At 68.9% G+C, this 2602-nt stretch carries 1 protein-coding gene; it reads left to right on the plus strand.

From position 1 onward, the window contains the following. Positions 1-482: 482 nt before the first annotated feature. On the plus strand, positions 483-2477 hold the full coding sequence (gene acs, locus ACY45C_RS18945; RefSeq protein ID WP_462188917.1) for an acetate--CoA ligase: 1995 nt from the start codon (positions 483-485) through the stop codon (positions 2475-2477). Positions 2478-2602 lie beyond the last annotated feature (125 nt).

Here is a 2602-nt window from a genome sequence, read left to right on the forward strand (position 1 = left end):
TCTAACCGGATGGTGCCGATCCCGCCGTCAACCTCGAGCCGCACCACACTCATCCGCATTCCTCCCGCTTCAGGCCCCTCGACGACCGGCGAGGCGTCCGGCACCCCGGCGTTCCCCACCCCGCCCCGGCCCGCCGAGATCGTCGACGGCGCCGGCTTTGAGGATGGTTTCGGTGTCGCTGTAGGTGTCGGTCGTCACGATAGGCCGACACGAGCTGATCTTCATCAATCATCTCCCGATCGGGTTCGGGGATCACTTGGTTCCAGCCGGCGCACTAGCCCCTAACCGGAAGTAGCGGACATTACCAACTGTCGGCCACCAGTCGGTCCCCTCCCACTCCCGGAACCTGCCGACTCTCGCTCCCGGAACCTGCCGACCGCCGGAACCTGCCGCGCAACTCCTGAGAGTTGACGGGCCTTCGTGGTAGACCGAGGGGCAGAGTATGACCGTGCTGTTCGTCCCGAGCCGACCCAGGAGGAGCCGTGGCCGACACAGGTGTCAGCGTCCCGACCGGTCTCGAGAACGTCGCCGATCTCGAGGCGACCCTGGAGAGCCTGCTGTCAGTGGAGCGTTTCGACCCGTCGGCGGCCTTCACCCGGCGCCGGCCGATGGACGCCGACCGGGCCGCCGCCGAGGCGGACCCGAACGCGTTCTGGGCTCGCAAGGCCGAGGAGCTGCTGACCTGGCACACGCCGTTCACGCAGGTACTCGACGACTCGAACCCGCCCTTCTACACCTGGTTCGCGGACGGGACGCTGAACCTGTCGGAGAACTGCCTGGACCGGCACGTGGCGGCCGGGCGCGGCGAGCGGGTGGCCTTCCACTGGCACGGGGAGGAGGGAGAGCGGCGCACCGTCACCTATGCGGACCTGCTCGCCGACACCCAGCGGCTGGCGAACGGGCTGCGTTCGCTCGGCGTGCGCGCCGGCGACGTGGTCGGGATCTTCCTGCCGATGATTCCCGAGGTGGCCGTCGCGATGCTGGCCTGCGCCCGGATCGGCGCGGTCCACAACGTGGTCTTCGGTGGTTTCGCGCCGTCCGCGGTCCGGGAGCGGATGGAGGTCTCCGACGCCAAGGTGCTGATCACCGTGGACGGCGCGCGGCGCAAAGGGCGGACGGCGCCGGTGAAGGCCGCCGTCGACGCGGAGCTCGGTGACCTCCCGGCACTGGAGCACGTTGTGGTCGTGCCCGGGCCGGGCGGTACCGGGGCGCCGATGACCGCGGGCCGGGACGTCTGGTACCATGAACTGCTGGCCGCGGCGGCGCCCGACTGCCCGCCGGAACCGCTGTCCGCGGAGCATCCCCTGTTCATCCTCTACAGCTCCGGATCGACCGCGAAGCCGAAGGGGATCCTGCACACGACCGCGGGTTACCTGCTCGGTGCCACCTACACTCACCGGGCGGTCTTCGACATCGACCCGGGCACCGACGTCTACTGGTGTTCCGCGGACGTCGGCTGGATCACCGGGCACTCCTACATCGTCTACGGCCCGCTGTCGAACGGCGTGACCAGCGTGATGTACGAGGGGGCGCCGGACTACCCCGACTACGACATCTGGTGGCGGCTCATCGAGGAGTACAAGGTCACCGTGTTCTACACGGCGCCGACGGCGATCCGTACGTGCATCAAGTGGGGCGCGCGGTATCCCGGTCGGCGCGACCTGTCCTCGCTGCGGGTACTCGGCACGGTCGGGGAACCGATCAACCCGAAGGCATGGTTGTGGTACCACGTGGTCATCGGCGGTGGTCGCTGCCCGATCGTCGATACGTGGTGGCAGACCGAGACCGGCTCCGTGCTCATCTCGCCGCTGGCCGGCGTGACGTCGACCAAGCCGGGTTCGGCGACCCTGCCGCTGCCCGGTATCAGCCCGGCGCTGCTCTCGGAGGACGGCGAGCCGGTCACCGAGGGCACCGGAATCCTGGTGATCACCAAGCCATGGCCATCCATGCTGCGCACCCTTTACAAGGACGACGAGCGGTTCGTCAAGACGTACTTCTCCCGCTTCGGCCCGTCGACCTACGTCGTCGGCGACGCCGCGCGCCTCGACGCTGACGGCTACTTCTGGATCATCGGGCGGATCGACGACGTCATCAACGTGTCCGGGCACCGGCTGTCCACCGCGGAGGTGGAGTCGGCGATCGTCGCCCATGAGGCCGTCGCCGAGGCGGCGGTGGTCGCAGAGTACGACGAGCAGACCGGCCAGGCGATCGTCGCGTTCGTGACGCTCGCCGGTGACCGCTCGGGCGACGAGGCCGAGCTGCGCGAGCACGTGGCCAGGCGGATCGGCAAGCTCGCCCGGCCGCGGCGGATCATCTGGGCCGACGACCTACCGAAGACCCGGTCCGGTAAGATCATGCGCCGGTTGCTGCGTGACATTGCCGAAGGCCGGGAACTCGGCGACGTCACGACCTTGCGCGACCCCGCGGTGATGGCCGCGCTCGCGGCCAAGGTGGGCACCGCCCGAGACAACGAGTAAGAGCGGTTCCGGTCCCCGGTTCCGGACAATTCTGGCTGTCATCGGGTCGACATGACAGTTGTTTCCCGGCCGGGACCAGCTGGCCGCACCCGGGTGTGTCGACGTCGCCGGCACTGTCTAGTACT

This window comes from Frankia sp. CcWB2 (genome assembly GCF_977927585.1).